Annotated in this window: 18 protein-coding genes; 7 read left to right on the forward strand and 11 right to left on the reverse strand. The window is 70.5% G+C overall.

The window, feature by feature from the left end; translation table 11 throughout:
- Nucleotides 1–6 precede the first annotated feature (6 nt).
- Nucleotides 7–705 (forward strand): MIP/aquaporin family protein, encoded by a 699-nt coding sequence (locus CLV46_RS03500; protein WP_245867005.1) that lies wholly within the window; start codon nucleotides 7–9, stop codon nucleotides 703–705.
- Nucleotides 706–741: 36 nt separating this feature from the next.
- Nucleotides 742–2,259: a glycerol kinase GlpK gene (gene glpK / locus CLV46_RS03505; RefSeq protein WP_100363499.1), complete on the forward strand. Its 1,518-nt coding sequence runs from the start codon at nucleotides 742–744 to the stop codon at nucleotides 2,257–2,259.
- A gap of 177 nt (nucleotides 2,260–2,436) precedes the next feature.
- On the opposite strand, the gene CLV46_RS03510 is transcribed toward glpK, so the two are convergent.
- Genes CLV46_RS03510 through CLV46_RS03530 form a run of 6 tightly spaced genes read right to left on the reverse strand, consistent with a single transcriptional unit; the run spans nucleotide 2,437 to nucleotide 6,918 of the window.
- Nucleotides 2,437–3,216 (reverse strand): HAD family hydrolase, encoded by a 780-nt coding sequence (locus tag CLV46_RS03510; protein WP_100363500.1) that lies wholly within the window; start codon nucleotides 3,214–3,216, stop codon nucleotides 2,437–2,439.
- A 1-nt stretch (nucleotide 3,217) separates the two neighbouring features.
- Nucleotides 3,218–3,817 carry a GNAT family N-acetyltransferase gene (locus CLV46_RS03515; protein ID WP_157802205.1) on the reverse strand — a complete coding sequence of 200 codons (600 nt, stop codon included), beginning with the start codon at nucleotides 3,815–3,817 and terminating at the stop codon, nucleotides 3,218–3,220.
- Between the two features lie 8 nt (nucleotides 3,818–3,825).
- Entirely contained in the window at nucleotides 3,826–4,830 is a 1,005-nt protein-coding gene (gene trpS / locus CLV46_RS03520) for a tryptophan--tRNA ligase (protein ID WP_100363502.1), read from the reverse strand.
- A 12-nt stretch (nucleotides 4,831–4,842) separates the two neighbouring features.
- Nucleotides 4,843–4,986 (reverse strand): hypothetical protein, encoded by a 144-nt coding sequence (locus CLV46_RS16620; protein ID WP_157802206.1) that lies wholly within the window; start codon nucleotides 4,984–4,986, stop codon nucleotides 4,843–4,845.
- Nucleotides 4,986–5,828, reverse strand: coding sequence for an exodeoxyribonuclease III (locus CLV46_RS03525; protein ID WP_100365866.1), 843 nt, complete (start codon nucleotides 5,826–5,828; stop codon nucleotides 4,986–4,988). Before CLV46_RS03525 ends, CLV46_RS16620 begins: the two co-directional genes overlap by 1 nt.
- 10 nt (nucleotides 5,829–5,838) lie before the next feature.
- Complete coding sequence (locus CLV46_RS03530) at nucleotides 5,839–6,918, reverse strand: YihY/virulence factor BrkB family protein (protein ID WP_100363503.1); 1,080 nt, start codon at nucleotides 6,916–6,918, stop codon at nucleotides 5,839–5,841.
- Between the two features lie 61 nt (nucleotides 6,919–6,979).
- On the opposite strand from CLV46_RS03530, the gene ptsP reads away from it, so the two are divergent.
- Nucleotides 6,980–8,623, forward strand: coding sequence for a phosphoenolpyruvate--protein phosphotransferase (gene ptsP, locus CLV46_RS03535; RefSeq protein WP_100363504.1), 1,644 nt, complete (start codon nucleotides 6,980–6,982; stop codon nucleotides 8,621–8,623).
- Nucleotides 8,624–8,786: 163 nt separating this feature from the next.
- On the forward strand, nucleotides 8,787–10,541 hold the full coding sequence (locus CLV46_RS03540) for a sigma-70 family RNA polymerase sigma factor (RefSeq protein ID WP_100363505.1): 1,755 nt from the start codon (nucleotides 8,787–8,789) through the stop codon (nucleotides 10,539–10,541).
- A gap of 153 nt (nucleotides 10,542–10,694) precedes the next feature.
- Here the strand turns inward: CLV46_RS03540 and CLV46_RS03545 are convergent, their stop codons facing one another.
- The 5 genes from CLV46_RS03545 to CLV46_RS03565 all read right to left on the reverse strand — a co-directional run bounded on the left by CLV46_RS03545 (nucleotide 10,695) and on the right by CLV46_RS03565 (nucleotide 15,453).
- A complete protein-coding gene (locus tag CLV46_RS03545; RefSeq protein WP_100363506.1) occupies nucleotides 10,695–11,477 on the reverse strand; it encodes a succinate dehydrogenase iron-sulfur subunit in 783 nt (260 codons plus the stop codon).
- A complete protein-coding gene (sdhA, locus tag CLV46_RS03550; protein WP_100365867.1) occupies nucleotides 11,477–13,291 on the reverse strand; it encodes a succinate dehydrogenase flavoprotein subunit in 1,815 nt (604 codons plus the stop codon). The genes CLV46_RS03545 and sdhA overlap by 1 nt, the downstream gene beginning before the upstream one ends.
- A gap of 2 nt (nucleotides 13,292–13,293) precedes the next feature.
- Nucleotides 13,294–13,752 carry a succinate dehydrogenase hydrophobic membrane anchor subunit gene (locus tag CLV46_RS03555; RefSeq protein ID WP_100363507.1) on the reverse strand — a complete coding sequence of 153 codons (459 nt, stop codon included), beginning with the start codon at nucleotides 13,750–13,752 and terminating at the stop codon, nucleotides 13,294–13,296.
- A gap of 1 nt (nucleotide 13,753) precedes the next feature.
- Complete coding sequence (gene sdhC, locus CLV46_RS03560) at nucleotides 13,754–14,137, reverse strand: succinate dehydrogenase, cytochrome b556 subunit (RefSeq protein ID WP_425430419.1); 384 nt, start codon at nucleotides 14,135–14,137, stop codon at nucleotides 13,754–13,756.
- 179 nt (nucleotides 14,138–14,316) lie between these two features.
- Nucleotides 14,317–15,453, reverse strand: a complete 1,137-nt coding sequence (locus tag CLV46_RS03565; RefSeq protein WP_100363509.1) for a glycosyltransferase family 4 protein — start codon at nucleotides 15,451–15,453, stop codon at nucleotides 14,317–14,319.
- Nucleotides 15,454–15,545: 92 nt separating this feature from the next.
- Between CLV46_RS03565 and CLV46_RS03570 the strand changes: the two genes are divergently transcribed.
- The 3 genes from CLV46_RS03570 to CLV46_RS03580 all read left to right on the forward strand — a co-directional run bounded on the left by CLV46_RS03570 (nucleotide 15,546) and on the right by CLV46_RS03580 (nucleotide 19,023).
- Nucleotides 15,546–16,664 carry a mannose-1-phosphate guanylyltransferase gene (locus tag CLV46_RS03570; RefSeq protein ID WP_100363510.1) on the forward strand — a complete coding sequence of 373 codons (1,119 nt, stop codon included), beginning with the start codon at nucleotides 15,546–15,548 and terminating at the stop codon, nucleotides 16,662–16,664.
- Between the two features lie 31 nt (nucleotides 16,665–16,695).
- Nucleotides 16,696–17,763, forward strand: a complete 1,068-nt coding sequence (locus tag CLV46_RS03575; protein WP_245866472.1) for a BMP family lipoprotein — start codon at nucleotides 16,696–16,698, stop codon at nucleotides 17,761–17,763.
- Nucleotides 17,764–17,916: 153 nt separating this feature from the next.
- Nucleotides 17,917–19,023 carry a BMP family lipoprotein gene (locus CLV46_RS03580; RefSeq protein ID WP_100363511.1) on the forward strand — a complete coding sequence of 369 codons (1,107 nt, stop codon included), beginning with the start codon at nucleotides 17,917–17,919 and terminating at the stop codon, nucleotides 19,021–19,023.
- Nucleotides 19,024–19,044 lie beyond the last annotated feature (21 nt).

Here is a 19,044-nt window from a genome sequence, read left to right on the forward strand (position 1 = left end):
ACGGCGATGCTCCTGCTGCTCGGTGGTGGTGTCGTGGCGAACGTCGCGCTCACCAAGACGAAGGGGTTCTCCGGTGGCTTCCTGCTGGTGAACTTCGGATGGGGCCTCGCGGTCTTCGCGGGTGTCACGGTCTCCTACGCGTCGGGCGCCCATCTCAACCCGGCGGTGTCGATCGCCCAGCTCGTGCTCGGCAACATCGACTTCGTGCAGTTCCTCGTGTACGTCGCCGCGCAACTGCTCGGTGCCTTCCTCGGCGCCGTGCTCGTCTGGCTGTCGTACAAGAACCACTTCGACGAGGAGCCCGACCCCGCCAACAAGCTCGGCGTCTTCTCGACCGGCCCCGGCATCCGCAACTACGGCTGGAACGTCGTGACCGAGGTCATCGCGACCTTCGTGCTCGTCTTCGTCATCATCGGCTTCGGCCGCGGCGGTGACGCGGAGCTCGACGTGCCGGCCGGGCTCGCCGCCCTCGGCGCCGTGCCGGTCGCGCTGCTCGTCGTCGGTATCGGCGCCTCGCTCGGTGGCCCGACGGGGTACGCCATCAACCCGGCGCGTGACCTCGGTCCGCGCATCGCGCACGCCGTGCTGCCCATCCGGGGCAAGGGCGGCAGCGACTGGGGCTACTCGTGGGTTCCGGTCGTCGGACCCCTCGTCGGCGGTGTGCTCGCGGCGCTCGCCTCGATGGCGCTGCTCCCGCTCTCCTGATCCGTCCCCCAACCCAACCCGACAAAGGAGTCACGCATGAGTGATTACGTCATCGCGATCGACCAGGGCACCACCTCGTCGCGCGCGATCATCTTCGACAAGGCCGGCAGCATCGTGTCGGTCGGCCAGAAGGAGCACGAGCAGATCTTCCCGAAGGCGGGATGGGTCGAGCACGACCCGATCGAGATCTGGGACAACGTGCGCGAGGTGATCGGCCAGGCGCTCTCGCGGGCCGACCTGACCCGCCACGACATCGCCGCCGTCGGCATCACGAACCAGCGCGAGACCGCGGTCGTGTGGGACCGGAACACCGGCAAGCCGGTGTACAACGCGATCGTCTGGCAGGACACCCGCACCCAGAACATCGTCGACCGTCTCGCCCAGGACGGCGGCGTCGACCGGTTCAAGGACGTCGTCGGACTGCCGCTGGCGACCTACTTCTCCGGAACGAAGATCGTCTGGATCCTCGAGAACGTCGACGGCGCGCGCGAGAAGGCGGACGCCGGTGAGCTGATGTTCGGCACGACCGACAGCTGGGTGCTGTGGAACCTCACCGGCGGTACCGACGGCGGCGTGCACGCGACCGACGTGACCAACGCGTCCCGCACGCTGTTCATGGACCTCGAGACGCTCGAGTGGCGCGACGACATCCTCGAGGTGTTCGGCGTGCCCCGTTCGATGCTGCCCGAGATCAAGAGCTCGTCCGAGACGTACGGCTCCGTCGAAGCCTCGAGCCTGTTGCGCGAGGTGCCCGTCGCGGGCATCCTCGGCGACCAGCAGGCGGCGACCTTCGGTCAGGCGGCGTTCGATCCGGGCGAGTCGAAGAACACCTACGGCACCGGCAACTTCCTCATCTTCAACACGGGTGAGGAGATCGTGCGGTCGAAGAACGGACTGCTCACGACGCTCGGGTACAAGCTCGGCGACGACAAGCCGCACTACGCGCTCGAGGGTTCGATCGCGGTCACCGGTTCGCTCGTGCAGTGGCTCCGCGACAACCTCGGGCTCATCTCGTCCGCGCCCGAGATCGAGGATCTCGCGAAGACGGTCGACGACAACGGCGGCGTGTACTTCGTGCCCGCGTTCTCCGGGCTGTTCGCGCCGTACTGGCGTCCGGACGCCCGCGGCGCGCTGGTCGGAATGACCCGCTACGTCAACAAGGGCCACATCGCCCGCGCGGCGCTCGAGGCGACGGCGTTCCAGACGCGGGAGGTGCTCGACGCGGTCAACGCCGACTCGGGTGTCGACCTGCAGGAGCTCAAGGTCGACGGCGGCATGATCGCGAACAACACGCTCATGCAGTTCCAGGCCGACATCCTCGGCGTGCCGGTCGTGCGTCCGGTGGTCGCGGAGACGACGGCGCTCGGCGCCGCCTACGCCGCCGGTCTCGCGGTCGGCTTCTGGTCGGGCCTCGACGAGCTGCGGGCCAACTGGCAGGAGGACTCGCGCTGGGAGCCGAACATGGACTCCGACGAGCGCGAGCGTCAGCTGCGCCTGTGGAAGAAGGCCGTCACGAAGACCTTCGACTGGGTCGACGACGACACCGACCGCTAGTCGCGGTCAGCGGAAGGGCCGGGTCGCCGTGGGCGGCCCGGCCCTTCTCCGTTTCGAGCACCTGATCCCGACACCCTCGCCGGTGAGTTGCGGAGAAGTGCGGAAATCCGGGTGCGAATTCCCGCAATTGTCCGCAACTCGAAGAGGAGAGGCGGATGTCGCGGGGCGAACCGAGGATCAGGCGGGCAGGAGCAGCTCGGGCAGCTCGTCGAGCGAGCGGATGACGTGCGCTCCGGCGGTGGCCGCCTCGGCGAGGTCGGCGTCGGTCGCCGTGCCGCGCCGGTCGATCCACACCCCGGTGAGCCCGGCGGAAGCCGCCCCGATCGCATCCGTGTGCAGGCGGTCGCCCACATACACGGCGTGCTCCGGTCGTACGGCGAGCAGTTCGCACGCGAGCCGGAAGATGCGCGGGTCGGGCTTCGCGATGCCGACGGCCCCGGATGCGACCACCGAGTCGACGCGCTCCGAGAGCGCGACCGCATCCAGCTTCTCGGTCTGGAAGTCGAGCTCGCCGTTCGTGATGATGCCGAACCGCACGCCGGGTCGCCGGCGCCCGAGCTCGTCGAGGCACGGGAGCGCGTCGTCGTGCAGGCTCCACGCGGCGCGGTAGCCCGCGAGGTACCCGTCGAACCAGGCGTCCGCCGCGTCGTCGTCGAGGTCGATCCCGTAGGGCGCGACGAACCCCCGCGCGCGCTCGCGACGCTGCTCGAGGAAGCCGACCTCACCCGAGAGGTAGCGGTGGTAGTGGTGCTCTTCGAGGTCGGTCCAGCGGGCGAACTCGACCGCCGCGTCGGCTGCGGCGAGCTCGCCGCCGAGGGACGTGCGGTGCGCCAGCACCCCGGACTCGACCGCCGCCCGGTGCGCGAACAGGGTGTCGTCGAGATCGAACAACACCGCTGCGGGAAATTCAGGAGTCGAGGTGCCCGGTGGCTCCTCGGCGGCGTGACGCCCCGCCATCTCAGCGGTCCGTTCCGGAGTCGTCAGCCGCGACTCCTGAATTTCCGACACCCGCGGCGGAGGTCGGCGGGAAGGTGTCGTCGGGCCAGCCCGGTTGCGGCGCCCGGTCGTCGACGACGGTGAGGTGCGCGTGCCACGAGGGCGTGCCGTCGGCGCCCGGCGCGATGCCGTCGTAGCGGAAGCCGCGCGAGCGCGCCGACGCGGCGGACGCCGTGTTGCCGACGACGGCCTCCCAGCGGATGCGGTCCATGCCGCGCGCGAAGCCCCAGTCGAGTACCGCATCCATCGCCTCGCCGAGATAGCCGCGGCGGCGATGCGGGGCACCCACCCAGTAGCCGAGGTTCACAGCGCCCGAGTCCTCGTGCCGCAGGCCGATGCACCCGACGAGGTCGCCGTTCACGCGCATGGCCCAGGTGAACTCGCGGTCGTCGCGCCAGCCGTTCGCCACGTACTCGGTGACGAACGACACCCCGTGCTCGCGCGTGTACGGCCACGGCGTCGTGAGGAACCGCTCGAACAGCGGGTCCTGACAGTACTCGGTGATGCGGCCCACATCCTCGAGCGTCGGCGCGGACAGCTCGAGCCGGGCCGTGTGCAGCACGACGGGCCTCATGCGCGCGGCAGCAGGCCGATGCGGTCGTACACCTGCGCCAGGCGCTCCTGAGCGAGCTCGTTGGCGCGAGCCGCGTTCACGGCGAGCAGGCGGTCGAGCTCCGCGGGGTCGTCGAGCAGCTCGAGCGTGCGCGCCCGGATGGGCTCGAACTCGGCGACGACCGCCTCCGCGACCGCCTTCTTGAGGTCGCCGTAGCCGCGCCCCTCGAACTGCTGCTCGAGCGCCGAGATCTTCTCGCCGGTGAACGCCGAGAGGATCGTGAGCAGGTTCGAGACGCCCGCCTTCTCGCCGCGGTCGAACCGCACCTCGCGGCCCGTGTCGGTGACGGCCGAGCGGATCTTCTTCGCCGTCTTCGCCGGCTCGTCGAGCAGCCAGACCACGCCCGACTCGCTCTCGGCCGACTTGCTCATCTTCGACGTCGGGTTCTGCAGGTCGTAGATGCGGGCGGTGTCGGGGAGGGTGATGGCCTCCGGGATGACGAACGTGTCGCCGAACCGGCTGTTGAACCGCGCCGCGAGGTCGCGCGTCAGTTCGACGTGCTGGCGCTGGTCGTCGCCGACGGGCACGACCTCGGTGCCGTAGAGCAGGATGTCGGCCGCCATGAGCACGGGGTAGGTGAACAGGCCCACGGATGCGGCGTCGGCGCCCTGCCGGGCCGACTTGTCCTTGAACTGCGTCATGCGGCTCGCCTCGCCGAACCCCGTGATGGTGTTGAGAACCCAGGCGAGTTCGGTGTGGGCGGGCACGTGCGACTGCACGAACAGCGTCGACGCCTCCGGGTCGATGCCCGCGGCGATGTACTGCGCGGCGGTGCGGCGCGTCTTCTCGCGCAGCGACGCGGCCTCCTGCGGCACGGTGATCGCGTGCAGGTCGACGACGCAGAACAGCGCGTCGTGCTTCCGCTGCAACTCCCGCCACTGCAGCAGCGCACCGACGAAGTTGCCGAGGTGGAGCGAATCGGCGGAGGGCTGCATGCCGGAGAAGAGACGGGGGGCGGTCATCCCCCCATTCTCTCAGGAACGCCCGGCGTCTCCCGGTTCCCGATCCCGGGCGTCGCGGATGCCGTCGCGGACGGCCGCGCGGACCACCAGGTACATCACGTAGAAGCCCACTGCGGCGAAGGTGACGCCGAGCGCGAGCCCCGAGAACGGGTCCATCAGAGCGCGTAGTCCACGACGACGGGGGCGTGGTCCGACCAGCGGGTGTCCCACGCGGAGGCGCGGTCGATCGCGTAGTCGACGACCGTCTCGGCGAGCGGCGCCGTCGCGAGGTGGTAGTCGATCCGCCACCCCGTGTCGGTGTCGAACGCCTTGCCGCGCTGGCTCCACCACGTGTACGGGCCGGCGACCTCTCCGGCGAAGCGCCGTCCGACGTCCACCCAGCCGAGCCCGGGCCCTTCGGAGCCGTCGACGCCGGTGACCGTCTCGCCCTTCGGGCCGAGGATGCGGTCGAAGTACGCGCGCTCGCGGGGCAGGAAGCCGGGGTTCTTCTGGTTGCCCTTCCAGTTCTTGATGTCGAGTTCGCGGTGTCCGACGTTGAGATCGCCGAGCACGATGGCGAGCTCGTTGTGCTGTTCGAGCTCCGGCAGCCGCTCCTCCATCGCGTCGAGGAACTTGTACTTCTCGACCTGCTTCGCGCCCTCGCCGCCGGAGTGCACGTACGCGCTCACGACGGTGACGATGCGGTCGCCCACCTCGTAGTCCGCCTCGAGCCAGCGGCCCGCCGAGTCGAACTCCTCCGCGCCGAGCGAGACACGGTGGATCGACGCCTTGTTGCGGCTCGCGATCGCGACCCCGGCGCGACCCTTCGCGGTCGCGGCGTCGTGCAGGATGTCCCACTCGGTGCCGAGCAGGCTCTCGAGGTCGCTCGTCTCGGCGCGCACCTCCTGCAGGGCGAGGATGTCGATGTCGCGCCCGGCGAGCCAGTCGCCCATGCCCTTGCGGAAGGCGGCTCGGACGCCGTTGACGTTGACGGTGGCGATGCGCAGCGGTTTTGGCACGTCGCTCATCCTACGAACCCCGACCGACATCCGAGTGGTCCTCGGGATCCGCCGAACGGTCGCGGCGGAACAGGGCGCGCACCCGTCGGGCGAGCCGGGCGATCGGTCCCGGCTCCGACGGTGCCGGCTCGGGCTCGTGCTCCGCCACGAGCCGCCGCGCCTCCTCGAGTCGCCGGCGCTCCACCTCGGGGTCGACGACGAGCCCGCGGTCCCGCATCCCGACGGCGACCCACGCGGCGGCGAACAGGATCACCTGGCAGCTGAGGTTGAAGTAGATGAGCAGGCCCACGATGACGGCGAAGGAGGCGAGCAGCGGATTGGTGCCGCCCCCGCCGAGTAGTGCGCCGCCGACGACCTTGAGCACACCGAGTCCACCTGCGCCGAGCAACGCGCCGGCGCGCAGCCGGCGCCACGGGATGTGCAGGCCGGAGAGCACCCGGTAGAGCCCGCCGAGCGTCACCGCGTCGAGCGCGAACATGACGGTGAGCGTGACGACGCGCCCGCCGACGGCGCCGACGATGGAGTCGGACCCGATGCCGACGAGATCGAGCAGCAGACCGGTCGCCGCGGTTCCTGCGACGGAGAGGGCGGCCGTCAGCACGAGGGCGAGACCGAACAGGGCGGCGAGCCCCAAATCGCGCAGCTTCACGAGGAAGAAGTTCGCCTCGAGCGGCGGCTGATCGAACTCCACCCGCACCGCGTCGCGGGCGGAGCCGAGCCAGCCGATCGCGGTCACGAGCAGCCCGATCAGGGCGACGGTGCCCGACAGGGTGAAGCCGTCGATCTGCAGCAGCGCATCCGGGTCGATGGCGCCGTTCCCGTTCTCCTGCTCGATGAGCCCGGGCACGGTCTGGGCGAGGTAGTCGATGAGCGTCGAGCGCAGCGCCACGTCACCGGCGATGACGAGCCCCGCGATCGAGAAGCCGACCCAGATGCCGGCGAACGCGGCGAAGATCGACTGGTACGCCAGTCCGCTCGCGAGGATCGGACCGCGCGTGATCGTGTAGTGCTGGGCCACCCGCACCGGTCGCCAGCCCAGCACGCGCTCCACGAGAGCCGGGAAGCCCCGCGTCCCACCCTCGTCCGCCACGCCTTCACGCTATCCGCGGCAGTAGGCTGACCGCGGGCAACCGTCGAGGAAGAGGGAATACATGGAGCTTCGAGGTGTCGGTGTGGGTCGCGGTGTCGCCGCAGGTCCCGTTCTGCGGATGCCCGAACCGCTGGCCGAACCGGCCGATGCGCGGCACGACGGTGACGCGGCCGGCGAGATCGCCGAGGTCGACGACGCGCTCGCGGCCGTCGCCGCGGACCTGAACACGCGCGCCCAGGCGGCGGGTGGGGACGCGCAGGCCGTGCTCGAGGCCGCCGCCATGATGGCGCAGGACCCGATGCTCGTCGACGACGTGCGGGCACGCATCGAGGCGGGTTCGACGGGCGAACGCGCCGTGTTCGACGCCTTCCGGTCCTTCCAGGAGCAGCTCACCGCGATGGGCGGCTACATGGCCGAACGCGCGACCGACCTCGCCGACGTGGCCCAGCGCATCATCGCCCGGCTGCGCGGCGTGCCGGCGCCGGGCGTGCCGCAGAGCGACACCCCCTTCATCCTCGTCGCGCGCGACCTCGCCCCGGCCGACACGGCCCTGCTCGACCTCGAGAAGGTGCTCGGGCTCGTCACGAGCGACGGCGGGCCCACCTCGCACACCGCGATCCTCGCCCGGCAGAAGTCGATCGTCGCTCTCGTGGGCGTGCAGGGCGCCCTCGACATCGCCGACGGCACGACCGTCGTCGCGGACGCCGCGAACTCCACCGTCATCGTGGACCCGGACGCAGCGCAGCTCGAGGACGTGCAGCGGCGCATCGCCGAGCGCGCCTCGGCGGCCGCGGCCCCCGTTCAGGACGGCGCGCTCGCCGACGGCACCCCGGTGCCGTTGCTCGCCAACCTCGGCTCGCCCGACGAGGCGGCCGGCGCCGTCGAACTCGGCGCCGAGGGCGTGGGGCTGTTCCGCACCGAGTTCCTGTTCCTCGATGCGACGAGCGCACCGACCGTCGAGTCCCAGCAGGCGAGCTACACGGCGCTGCTCGAGGCGTTCCCGGGCCGCAAGGTCGTCGTGCGCGCGCTCGATGCCGGCGCCGACAAGCCGCTGTCGTTCCTCAACGACGCGCACGAGGAGAACCCCGCACTCGGGCTGCGCGGCCTGCGGGCGCTGCGGGCGAGCGAGCAGATCCTGCGCGACCAGCTCACGGCGCTCAAGAACGCGCAGGACGCGACCGAGGCGGACCTCTGGGTGATGGCGCCGATGGTGTCGGATGCGGAGGAGACCCGCTACTTCGTCGAGCTCGGCCGCGAACTCGGACTCAAGACCGTCGGCGTCATGGCCGAGGTGCCCTCGCTCGCCGTGCTCGCCGACCAGGTGCTCGCCATCGCGGACTTCGTGAGCATCGGCACGAACGACCTCACCCAGTACACGCTCGCCGCCGATCGGATGCTCGGCTCGGTCGCGTCGTACCAGGACCCGTGGCATCCCGCGGTGCTGCGCCTCGTGAAGTCGCTCGGCGACGCGGGCGCCGCCGCCGGCAAGCCGGTCGGCATCTGCGGGGAGGCCGCGGCCGATCCGGACCTCGCGGTCGTGCTCGTCGGGCTCGGGGCGACGACCCTCAGCATGAGTCCCGCGGCACTCGCCGACGTGCGGCAGGCGCTCGCCGAGGTCACGATCGAGCAGGCCCGGGCGAAGGCGACCGCCGCTCTCGGTGCGATGACCGCGGCCGAGGCCCGCGCCGCCGCGACCGCCGCCTGAGCCTCGACGACCGCTGTGGCCCCCGTCACGCGCGGGAGCGCACGCGAGAATCCCCGTGACGGCGCCGCGAAACGGCGTCATACTGGACCGAGTTGTCTGTCTCTTGGGGTGAGACGGTGAAGTCGCCGTCACATCCCCTCGGGGATGAGAGGAATCAAGGGGGATGAGCGAGGAGCCGCAGAACCCGCAGGGTTCGGACCAGGTGCTCGTGGCGCAGGCGCGAGGGGGGAACACTCGCGCCTACGCCGAGCTCTGGCGGCGGCACCATCGCGCCGGCTTCCACGTCGCGCGCCGCTTCACCTCGATCGACGCCGACGATCTCGTGAGCGAGGCGTTCGCCCGCATCCTCAAGCGCATCCAGGCCGGCGGTGGACCCACGGGTGCGTTCCGGCCCTACCTGTACACGACGATCCGCAACCTCGCGTCGACGTGGGGTGCCGCCCGGCGCGAGATCGCCGTGGACGAGTTCGACGACCTCGAGGAGGCGTTCGAGAACACGGTCGATCCCGCCATGCAGGCGCTCGACCGCACGCTCGTGGCACGGGCGTTCCGCGCCCTGCCCGACCGGTGGCAGACGGTGCTCTGGTACACCGAGGTCGAGGGGATGGACCCGCACGAGGTCGCTCCGCTGCTCGGCATCAGCGCCAACGGCGTCGCCGCGCTCGGCTATCGGGCCCGGGAGGGTCTGCGCCGCGCCTGGTTGCAGGCCCACATCGCGGACGCGGCGCTCGCCGGCGAGTGCGCGTGGGCGTCGGCACGGATGGGCGACCACGCCCGGTCCGGCCTCTCCCGCCGCGACGCCGCCCGCTTCGACGCGCACGTCGCCGAGTGCAAGAACTGCACCCGCCTGAGCGAAGAGGTGCGGCACGTCGGCGCGGACCTCGGCCTCGTGCTCCTGCCGCTGCTGCTCGGCGGCACCGCCGGGGTCGCGCTCTCCGGATCCGCGGCCGCGCCGGACGCCGCCGCGTCAGCCCTTCCCGATCTCCCGTTCCCGACCGAGATCGTCGGTGCCGCAGGCTCGGCGGTCGCCGCGCCCGTCGCGGCCGGCCTCTCGCTCGGAGCGGCGACCGGCACGACGGCGATGCTCGGCTCAGCGGCCATCGTCGTCGCCGTGGGCGGAGGCATCGTCGGCGGCGGGATCCCCGCCGGCGTGGCCGTTCCCGTGCCGACCGAGACCACGCCGATCGCCGCCGAACCGGTCGCGGGCACGCCGGCCGGCCCGTCGCCGTACGCGGCGGACCCCTCCACCGACGGCACGGTCGAGCGACCGGGTGGCGGCGCCCCCGCGCCGGACGACCCCGCGAACATCCCCGGGCCCCTCGCGCCCGAGGCGAGCACCCCGGACGCCCCCGGCGGCGGAAACGGGCTCGGCGGCGTCGTGGGCGGAGTGGGAAACGCGGTCGGCGGTGTGGTCGGTGGTGTCGGCAATACGGTCGGCGGTGTGGTCGGTGGTGTCGGCAATACGGTCGGCGGTGTGGTCGGTGGTGTCGGCAACACGGTCGGGGGTGTGGTCGGTGGTGTCGGCAACACGGTCGGGGGTGTGGTCGGCGGTGTCGTCGACACGGTCACGGGCGGCACACCGCCCCCGGGACACACCGCGCCCGGCGGACCGGTCGCGGCCGACATCGCCCTCAACCTCGGAGGCACGGCGACCCCGGGCGCGCACCTGTCGCTCCAAGCCGGAGGCCAGGTGTACGCGACCGCGACCGTGGACCGCAACGGACGCTTCACGCTCGCGGCGACCGCCATCCCGGCCGGCACCGCGCGGCTGTCGCTCGTGCAGCAGGTCGACCGCGACTACCTGGGAGGCCTCGTCGGGGGCGTGCTCGGTGCCGTGGACAGCCTCGTGAACGCCCTCATCAAACCGGTCGTCATCACGACTCCGACCGCCGGCATCCGCATCGACGTCATCGGCTGAAATCCGGCTCGCGCTCGCGTCATAGGCAGCGGTGCGTCCGGTCTCTCCGAGCGAGGGCGCCACGCCCCGTCGCCGGTCGTCCCATGCCGGCGGCGCACCGGCCGGCCCTGACCAGGAGTCCCAGCTCCCGTCAGGGTCGGTGCGGTGGTGGCGTCAGCCCTTGACGGTGAGCGGGATGTCCGGCTTGCCGCGCATGATCGCGTTCTTGACCTCCGCGATCGCCTGCGTGACCTGGATGCCGCGCGGGCACGCCTCGGAGCAGTTGAACGTCGTGCGGCAGCGCCACACGCCCTCACGGTCGTTGAGGATGTCCAAGCGCACCTGCGCGCCCTCGTCGCGGTCGTCGAAGATGAAGCGGTGCGCGTTCACGATCGCGGCCGGTCCGAAGTACTGACCGTCCGTCCAGAACACGGGGCAGCTCGAGGTGCACGCGGCGCACAGGATGCACTTCGTGGTGTCGTCGAAGCGCTCGCGGGCGACCGGCGACTGGATGCGCTCCTTCTCGGGCTTCGAGCTCGCGATGAGGAACGGCTGGATCTCGCGGTACGACTCGAAGAACGGCTCCATGTCGACGATGAGGTCCTTCTCGAGCGGAAGCCCCTTGATCGCCTCGATGTAGATGGGCTTCGCGATGTCGAGGTCCTTGATGAGCGTCTTGCACGCGAGGCGGTTGCGGCCGTTGATGCGCATGGCGTCCGATCCGCAGATGCCGTGGGCGCACGAGCGACGGAACGTCAGCGAACCGTCCTGCTCCCACTTGATCTTGTGCAGGGCGTCGAGGATGCGGTCCGTCGGGTACATCTCGACGTCGAAGTCCTGCCAGCGCGGCTCCTCGTCGACCTCGGGGTCGAAGCGGCGGATGATGACCGTGACGGTGAACGACTGCGCCTGCGCGGGCGGCGGTGCCGCGCGGCCTTCGAGGGTTGCGGTGCTCATCAGTACTTCCGTTCCATCGGTTCGTAACGGGTCATCACGACCGGCTTCCAGTCGAGACGGATGTGGTCGTCGGCGAGCGACGAGTGCGGATCGCCGGTGAGGTACGCCATCGTGTGCTTCATGTACCCGGCGTCGTCGCGCTTCGGGAAGTCGTCGCGCATGTGGCCGCCGCGGCTCTCCTTGCGGTTGCGGGCCGAGAACACGACGACCTCGGCGAGGTCGAGGAGGAAGCCGAGCTCGATGGCCTCGAGCAGGTCGGTGTTGTACCGCTTGCCCTTGTCCTGGATCGAGACGTTGCGGTAGCGCTCGCGCAGGCCCGCGATGATCTTGGTGACCTTCTCGAGCGACTCGTCGGTGCGGAACACCTGGGCGTTCCGGTCCATCTCGTCCTGCAGCTCCTTGCGGATCGCGGCGACCCGCTCGGTGCCGTTCGAGTTGCGCAGCATCTCGACGAGCTCGCGCACCCCGGCGGCGGGGTCGGCCGGCAGCGGCGTGAAGTCGACGGTCGCGGCGTACTCGACGGCGTTGTTGCCGGCGCGCTTGCCGAACACGTTGATGTCGAGCAGCGAGTTCGTCCCGAGGCGATTGGAGCCGTGCACCGACACGCACGCGCACTCGCCGGCGGCGTAGAGCCCCGGCACGACCGTGTCGTTGTCGCGCAGCACCTCGGCCTTGACGTTGGTCGGGATGCCGCCCATCGCGTAGTGCGCGGTCGGCATGACCGGCACCGGCTCGTATACGGGGTCGACGCCGAGGTAGGTGCGGGCGAACTCGGTGATGTCGGGCAGCTTGGTCTCGAGCACCTCGGCGCCCAGGTGCGTGCAGTCGAGCAGCACGTAGTCCTTGTGCGGACCGGCACCGCGGCCCTCCGCGACCTCCTGCACCATGCAGCGCGAGACGATGTCGCGCGGGGCGAGGTCCTTGATCGTCGGGGCGTAGCGCTCCATGAACCGCTCGCCGCTCGCGTTGCGCAGGATCGCGCCCTCACCTCGCGCGCCCTCGGTGAGCAGGATGCCCAGACCCGCGAGACCCGTCGGGTGGAACTGGAAGAACTCCATGTCCTCGAGCGGCAGGCCCTTGCGCCAGACGATGCCGACGCCGTCACCGGTGAGGGTGTGGGCGTTCGAGGTGGTCTTGTAGATCTTGCCGAAGCCGCCGGTCGCGAACACGATCGACTTCGCCTGGAACACGTGCAGCTCACCGGTCGACAGCTCGTACGCGACGACGCCGCTCGGCTGGGGCGTGCCGTCGACATCCGTCATCACGAGGTCGAGCACGTAGAACTCGTTGAAGAACTGGATGCCGTGCTTGACGCAGTTCTGGTACAGCGTCTGCAGGATCATGTGGCCGGTGCGGTCGGCGGCGTAGCAGGCGCGGCGCACGGGCGTCTTGCCGTGGTCGGCGGTGTGTCCGCCGAAGCGGCGCTGGTCGATCTTGCCGTCGGGGGTGCGGTTGAACGGCAGACCCATGTTCTCGAGGTCGAGCACCGCGTCGATCGCCTCTTTCGCGAGGATCTCGGCCGCGTCCTGGTCGACGAGATAGTCGCCGCCCTTGACGGTGTCGAAGGTGTGCCACTCCCACGAGTCCTCTTCGACGTTCGCGAGCGCGGCGGCCATGCCGCCCTGCGCCGCGCCCGTGTGCGAACGCGTCGGGTACAGCTTCGAGATGACGGCGGTCTTCGCCTTCGGTCCCGCCTCGATCGCGGCCCGCATCCCGGCGCCGCCGGCGCCCACGATGACGACGTCGTACTGGTGGTGGTGCACGCCGTCGATGAGCGTGCTCGTCCCCGCCGCCTCAGCGGCCCCGTTCGTCACGCTCACCGGGCGACGCTCTCACACAGATCGGGCAGCAGCGAGGGGTCGCCGCCGGTCGGGCAGGGGTCGAAGGTGTAGATCACAAGGGTTCCCAGGACGAGGAGCGCGATGGTGGAGACGAGCAGGGCGCCGTGCAGGATGCGACGGAGCCGGGGGTTGTAGGCGTAGTCGTTGACGATCGTGCGCATGCCGTTCGCGCCGTGGATGAGGGCGAGCCAAAGCAGCAGGGTGTCCCACACGATGTAGAAGGGGTCGGCCCACTTGCCGGCCACGAACGCGAAGTCGATCGCGCTGACACCTTCGCCGGCGACGAGGTTCACGAACAGGTGCCCGAAGATCAGCACGACGAGCACCACGCCCGAGACGCGCATGTAGATCCAGCCCCACTTCTCGAAGTTGAAGCGGCGCTTGGTGAGGGCGGCGCGCGCGGAGCGCGGCGCCTCGACTCGTTCGGTCGTCATCTCAGCCTCCGAACACGTGCATGAGGTGGCGGGGGAGGAACGCGGCCAGGAGCACCACCCAGAGCAGGATGACGATCCAGAACATGGCGCGGTGGTACTTGGTGCCCACACTCCAGAAGTCGATCAGGATGATGCGCAGACCGTTGAGGGCGTGGAACCCGATCGCGGCGACGAGCCCGGCCTCACCGAGACCCATGATGGGCGTCTTGTAGGTGTTGATGACGGCGTTGTACGCCTCGGGGCTCAGACGCACGAGCGCGGTGTCGAGGATGTGCACGAGGAGGAAGAAGTAGATGGCCGTCCCGGTGATGCGGTGCAGCACCCACGACCACATGCCTTCGCGGCCGCGGTAGACGGTTCCGGCCGGACGCCTCGGTGCCCTGATCTTCGGGCGGACGCCGGTCGAGGACGGCCGCGGTGCCGCCACTGATCCTGCCGCGGTGTCGGGCACGGATCCTCCTCTGCGATCGTGTCTGGAGAACCCGTCCAGTCTACGTCGCGCTCCGGAGGTCGACGGACACAGCCCACCCGGCGCTCAGGCCGCCCGAGCGGCCCGCGTGCGGGTCAGCGCGCCAGGCGAACGCGTTCGGTGCGCTCGGCGCGCACCCGCTCGTAGTGGCCGATGAGCTCGTCGCACACGCTCTCCCACGACCGGCCGAGCACGGCACGACGACCGGCCTCGCCCATCCGCGCCCGCAGGGCGGTGTCGGTCGAGAGCAGCTCCACGTACGCGCGCAGTCCCCGGTCGTCGCCCGGCTCGACGAGGTAGCCGTCGACCCCCTCGTCGACGAGGTCGATCGGTCCGCCCGCCCGGGGCGCGATGACGGGCAGGCCGCTCGCGTGCGCCTCCTGCAGCGTCTGGCCGAAGGTCTCCTCGGTGCCCGTGTGCACGAACACGTCGAACGACGCGTACGCGGCCGCGAGCTCCTGCCCGGTGAGACTGCCGAGGTAGCGCACCGGCATGCCCTTGAGCGCCCGGCGCACGGACGGCATCGATGGGCCGTCGCCGACGATCACGACCCGCACGCCGTCGAGTCCGCGCAAGGCGGCGAGCCGCTCGAGCTGCTTCTCGGGCGCGACCCTGCCGACGTAGCCGACGATCGTCTCGCCGCGCGGGGCGAGACGCTGGCGCAACCGATGCACGACGGGGTCGAGGCGGTTCCGCGGGTGGTAGGTGTCGAGGTCGACGCCGCGACCCCATCGAGCGAGCCGGTCGACGCCGGCGCGCTCGAGGTCGGCGAGGGATGCGGTGGACGGAGCGAGGGTCAGGTCGGCGCCGTCGTGCACCCACCGCACGACGCGCCAGGCGAACCCGGTCGCGGCGGTGAGGCGGTTGCGGCGCGCGTAGCCCGCGACATCCGTCTGGAACACCGCGACGCTCGGCACGCCGAGGCGGCGGGCGGCGTCGATGCCCTGGGCGCCGAGCAGGAACGGGGAGGCGGCGTGCAGCACGTCGGGCCGGAAGTCGGCGAGCAGCCGTTGCACGTGAGGACTCGGCAGCCCCACGGGGAACTGGCGGTAGGCGAGCGCGGGCACGGAGTGCACGGGGAAGCCCGCGTACTCGCGTGGCGCCCCGGCCGACGGCACGATGACCATCGCCTCGTGACCACGCAGACGGAGGTGGTCGAGCACCTTCCGTACGCTCGTGGTGACGCCGTTGAGGGTGGGCAGGAAGCTCTCGGTGATGACCGCGATGCGCATGACGGGTGCTCCGTTTCCGGCTCGTGGCCGTCACGTTACGGATCCGGTCTTGCCCGGCGGTGAACACCCCGTGACCGTCTAGGGTTGGTCGCATGGCGACCGGAAAAGCGCTCGATCGTTTCTACAGCGTCATCCCGGCCGGAGGCGTCGGCTCCCGGCTGTGGCCGCTGTCCCGGGCGGGCGCCCCCAAGTTCCTCCACCAGATCAGCGGCACCGGCGAGAGCCTGCTGCGCGACACCTGGCAGCGCCTCGCACCGCTCTCCGGCGAGGAGCGCATCATGGTCGTCACCGGCCGGGCGCACGAGGCGGCCGTCTGCGAGCAGCTCCCGGAGCTCGAGGCGCACAACCTCGTGCTCGAGGACGAGCAGCGCGAGTCGTCGGCCGCGATCGGCCTCGCCGCCGCGATCCTCGTGCGCCGGGAACCCGACGTCATCATCGGCTCGTTCCACGCCGACCACGTGGTGCGCGGCGTCGCCGCGTTCGGTCAGGCGGTGCGCCAGGCCGTCGCCGTCGCCGATGCCGGCTACATCGTCACGATCGGCATCCCCCCGCGCGAACCGGCGACCGGGTACGGCTACATCCGCGCGACCGAGTCGCTCGACTTCGACGGCGTCGCGACGGTGTTGCGGGCGGACAGCTTCACCGAGAAACCCGACGTCGACACGGCCGTGCAGTACCTGCACTCCGGCGACTACCTGTGGAACGCCGGCATGTTCGTCGCCCGCGCCGACGTGCTGCTCGAGCAGTTGCGGCGCAGCGAGCCGGAGCTCGTCGCGGGGCTCGAAGAGCTCGCCGCCGCCTGGGACACGGATGCGCGAACCGACGCGGTCGCCAGAATCTGGCCGGCGCTGACGAAGGTCGCCATCGACTACTCCGTGGCCGAACCGGCCGCCGAGGAGGGCAAACTCGCCGTCGTGCCCGGGCACTTCGCCTGGTACGACGTCGGCGACTTCTCCACGATCGCGAAGCTCGGCTCGAACGGCCGACGCAGCCAGCTCGTCACGATGGGCGACGCCGAATCGGTGCACGCCGAAGACAGCAGCGGACTCGTGATGAATCAGACCGGGCGGGTCATCGCCGTCATCGGCCTGCGCGACGTCGTCGTGGTCGACACCGACGACGCCCTGCTCGTGACGACGACCGAGAACGCCCAGCGCGTGAAGGGCGTCGTCGACGCGCTCAAGAACTCCGGCCGCAGCGACGTGCTCTGACGTGCGACCGACCCGACCTGAGAGGCCCATCGTGAGAACCGCATCCCGCATCGCCGCGGCGACCGTGCTGACCCTGACCGTCGCGGCGCTCGCCGCGTGCGCCCCCGCCCCGGAGTCCGGAGGGGAGACCGGCGACGGCGGCGACTTCTGCGCCCGCATGGTGACGAACTCCGGAGGTCTGGAGGACCGCTCCTTCAACCAGTCGAGCTGGGCCGGGCTGCAGAGCGCCGGCGAGGAGTACGGCATCGACGCCGAAGTGCTCGTGTCGACCAACGAGACCGACCTCGAGCCGAACGTGCAGCAGGCCGTCGACAGCGGCTGCGGTCTCGTGCTCACCGTCGGTTACGAACTCGCCGCCGCCACCCAGGAGCAGGCCGAGGCGAACCCCGACATCGACTTCGCCATCGTCGACGAGATCGTCGAGGGTGACAACATCAAGCCCATCGTCTTCGACACCGCCCAGGCGGCGTTCCTCGCCGGATACCTCGCGGCGGGCGTCACGCAGACCGGCACCGTGGCGACGTTCGGTGGAGGCAACCAGCCGCCCGTCACGCTCTTCATGGACGGGTTCGTCGACGGCGTCGCGCACTACAACCAGGTGCACGGCACCAACGTGGCCGCGCTCGGCTGGGACAAGCAGGCGCAGGACGGCACGTTCACCGGCGACTTCGAAGACGTGAACAAGGGTGTCACCGTCGCTCAGGGCTTCATCGACCAGGGCGCCGACGTCATCCTGCCGGTCGCCGGCCAGGTCGGGGAGGGGGCCGCGCGTGCCGCCGCCGACGCCGGCAACGCCGTGATCATCTGGGTCGACAACGACGGCTACGAGACGCTCCCCTCCGAGTACCGCCCGCTCGTGCTCACCTCCATCCTTAAGAACACCGGAGACGCCGTCGTCGAGATCGCGCGCGCGAGCCAGCAAGGCGAGTTCACCAACGAGGCCTACATCGGCACGCTCGAGAACGAGGGCGTGGGGCTCGCGCCCTTCCACGACCTCGAATCGCGGGTGGGACCGGAACTCGCGGCCGAGATCGACGACCTGCGTCAGCAGATCATCGACGGTGCGCTCGAGGTCACCTCGCCCAGCACCCCGGAGTAAGCCGCGCGTTACGGCCGTATTTCCGCATGATCGCGGATTTGTAACTGTTCGGCGTCGAGCCCGTTCTGGGGCCTCAGGGCCCTCGAGCCGTCGCGTAACGTGGTCGCATCGACCCCGGCCGAACCCTGCCCGGGCTGCATCTTGGAGGACATAGTGAGAATCACTTCGCGCAAGGCCGGCCTCGCCGGTCTCGCCACCATCGGCGCGAGCGCGCTGCTGCTCGCCGGCTGTGCGGCGGCTCCCGAAGAGGACAACGCCGGTGGCAGCGACGCCCCCGACTTCCTGCCCTGCATGGTGTCGGATGCCGGTGGCTTCGACGACAAGTCCTTCAACGAGTCCGGATTCAACGGGCTCGTCGAAGCGGCCGACGAGGTCGGCGTCGAGTACAAGGAGGTCGAGTCCGCTGACGAGTCGGCGTACGGCCCGAACGTGCAGAACCTCGTCGACCAGGGCTGCAACCTGATCGTCACCGTCGGCTTCCTCCTCTCGGAGACCACGCTCGAGGCGGCCGAGGCCAACCCCGACGTGAACTTCGCGATCATCGACGACCAGCTCGACGCGGACCAGGACGGCCAGCCGGACGTCGACAACGGCAAGCCCATCGTGTTCAACACCCACGAGGCGGCCTTCCTCGCCGGCTACGCGGCCGCGAGCTACTCGAAGACCGGCGTCGTCGGCACCTTCGGCGGCATCCAGATCCCGACCGTGACGATCTTCATGGACGGCTTCGCCGAGGGCGTCGCGTACCACAACGAGCAGAAGGGCACGAACGTGTCCGTCGTCGGGTGGGACGTCGAGGGTGAGACCGGTGTCTTCACCGGCGGCTTCGAGGCCGGCACCGCCGCCCTCGCGTCGGCGCAGGGTCTCATCGACCAGAACGCCGACGTGATCATGCCCGTGGGCGGACCGATCTACCAGAGCGCCGCGGAGGCCATCCGCAGCTCGGGTCGTGAGATCGCCCTCATCGGCGTCGACTCCGACGTGTACGAGTCCGACCCCAGCGTCGCTGACCTGCTGCTCACCTCGGTCATGAAGGGCATCACCCCGGCCACGCGCGACGTCGTCACGGCGGCCGCTGAGGGCGACTTCAGCAACGAGAAGTACATCGGCACGCTCGAGAACGACGGTGTGGCGCTCGCGCCGTTCCACGACTTCGAGTCGAAGGTCGCGCCGGAGCTCTCGGACGAGCTCGACGAGATCCGCCAGGGCATCATCGACGGCGACATCGTCGTCGAGTCGAAGGCCGCCTTCACCGAGTAACACCCACCGCACGCGGGGAGG

Source organism: Diaminobutyricimonas aerilata (assembly GCF_002797715.1).
Classification (GTDB): domain Bacteria; phylum Actinomycetota; class Actinomycetes; order Actinomycetales; family Microbacteriaceae; genus Diaminobutyricimonas; species Diaminobutyricimonas aerilata.